Origin of the sequence: Streptomyces sp. NTH33 (assembly GCF_003236365.1) — a bacterium.
Classification (GTDB): Bacteria; Actinomycetota; Actinomycetes; order Streptomycetales; family Streptomycetaceae; genus Streptomyces.
On sequence record NZ_POTZ01000758.1, the window covers coordinates 1 to 2,091 of the forward strand.

The window sequence follows — 2,091 nt, forward strand, 5'->3', positions numbered from 1 at the left end:
TTCTGGGCGAGCTGGTGGACCAGCGCTCGCAGGCGCAGATCGCGGCCGTCCTCGCCGTACGCGGCAGGAAGCAGGAACGCGGCCTGGTGGGGGTGGTACTGGAAGCCGAGCCCGTACAGGTCCGTGCGGGCGTCCTCGGGGACGCTCTTGTACGGAGTGCCGAGGGCGCCGTCCTCGTACCAGGTCAGGGTGACGACGCGCGCCACCTGCGGTGGTTCGGGCAGGTGGGGCGGCTCGGGCTGTACGGCTGCGTTGTGCCGTACGGCTGCCAGGGCGTCCCGGAGCCGGGGCAGGACCCGCCGGCTGACGGCGGCTGCGGCGCGGACCGGATCGTCGGGGACCGCGATCCCGTTGGGCTCGTCGACCCCGCTGAAGTGGTGCGCTCGGAATCCGTCGGACTGCACGGGGGCCACCAGGTACTGGTGGGGATAGCGGGGGCGCTCCAGCACGCAGAGCTGCTCGCCACCTGGTCCTTCGAGGAAGGCCGTGGGGGCGTCGGGCCAGTCGAGCAGGGCCGAGTGGGCCGGCCCGCAGTCCCAGATCCGGTCGGCCACATGTGGCTGGCCTGCGGGCGGGGGAAAGCCGAGGTACTTGCGGTGCCACTGTCCGGGCAGGTGCGTTGCGAGTGCTGTGGCGAAGGTGCCGAGGTGGAGTGGATGCAGGGGTCCTCCTGGGTGCAGCGGGGCAGTGATCGGCTAGGGCGAAACCGTCAGTGGCGCGGTGCAGATGAGCGGCCGGGACCGCGGATCGGTATCCGTGAACTCACGGACTTTTCAGTGCATGCGGGCGTCGGTGTCGAACAGGGCCAGCTCGTGGGCGTGGAGGAGGTGTTGGACGATGAAGCTCCTGCCGGCGACCTTCCACAGGCCGCGTCCGCGGTTGAGGTGGGCGATGGCTTCGGCTTCGACGGAGGTGAGGCCGAGGAGGGTGGCTGCGGCGTGGAGCTGGTCGGTCTCCTGGCGGTAGATGATGCGGGTGGAGCAGTCGGCGAGGAGTCCTTCGGCCAGGGCGCGGCCCTGGGATCCGGCGTCGCCGGCGGTGAGCAGGTCGGACAGCCGGTGGATGACCATCAGGTTGGCGATGCCGAGACCGCGGGAGAGTTTCCACTGGGCCTGCATGCGCTGGAGGAGTCCGGGATGGCGCATCAGGCGCCAGGCTTCGTCGTAGACGATCCAGCGTCGGCCGCCGCGCGGGTCGGTGAGGGTGGATTCCATCCAGGCGGAGGCGCAGGTCATGGCGAGGACGAGGGCGGTGTCGTCGCCGGACCCGCCCAGCCGGGACAGGTCGATGGTGAGCATCGGGCTGTTGGGGTCGAAGGCGACCGTGCTGGGGGCGTCGAACATGCCGGCGAGGTCGCCGTGGACGAGTCGGCGCATGGCGTGGGCGAGGTCGCGTGCGGCGTCCCCGAGCCGTCCGGACATGAGGCCGGCGGCCTCGTCGAGCTGGTCGGGGCTGTTGAGGGCGGAGGCGACGTCGCCGAGGAGCGGCGTCCGGCCTGAGTCGGCAGCCCGGGTGACGACGGCGTCGAGGGCGACGTCGAGGGCGGTGTGCTCCATCGGGAGCAGGTCCCGGCCCAGGACGGTGCGGGCCAGGGAACCGAGCAGGAGCAGCCGACGCTTGCGGATCTCTCCTGCCCAGTCGGTCCCCGAGACGGAGGCGGGGCGCGGTGCGGCGTCCAGCGGGTTCAGCCTGCCGGGAAGCCCGGGGCCGAGCGCGACGGACGTGCCGCCGAGCGCGGCGGCCACGGGCGTCCACTCGCCCTTGGGGTCGCAAGGCACGTAGACGCGGTAACCGAAGGCGACGGAGCGGAGCGCGAAGCTCTTGGCCAGCGCGCTCTTGCCCTGCCCGATCACCCCGGCCAACAGGACGTTCGGGTTGGTGAAGCCCTCGACCTTCCCGTACAGGGCGAACGGGTCGAAGACGAAGCTCGCTTCCGCGTGGACGTCGCGGCCGATGTAGATGCCTTCGGCGCCGAGCCCGCCTTCGGCGAGGAAGGGATATGCCCCGGCGGCGATGGCGGTCGTCATGCGGTGGGCGGGGAGCCTGAGCCGGTTCCCGCGGGCCGAGGCAGGGCCGGGGCGTCCGCTGGGC

Annotated in this window: 2 protein-coding genes; both read right to left on the reverse strand. The window is 72.0% G+C overall.

Translation table 11 applies throughout. The features are described from left to right. On the reverse strand, positions 1–554 hold a 554-nt coding region (locus tag C1I97_RS40375; protein WP_181447074.1), incomplete at its 3' end, for a hypothetical protein. A gap of 219 nt (positions 555–773) precedes the next feature. Continuing rightward, on the reverse strand, positions 774–2,091 hold a 1,318-nt coding region (locus tag C1I97_RS35905; protein ID WP_111007115.1), incomplete at its 5' end, for a VirB4 family type IV secretion system protein.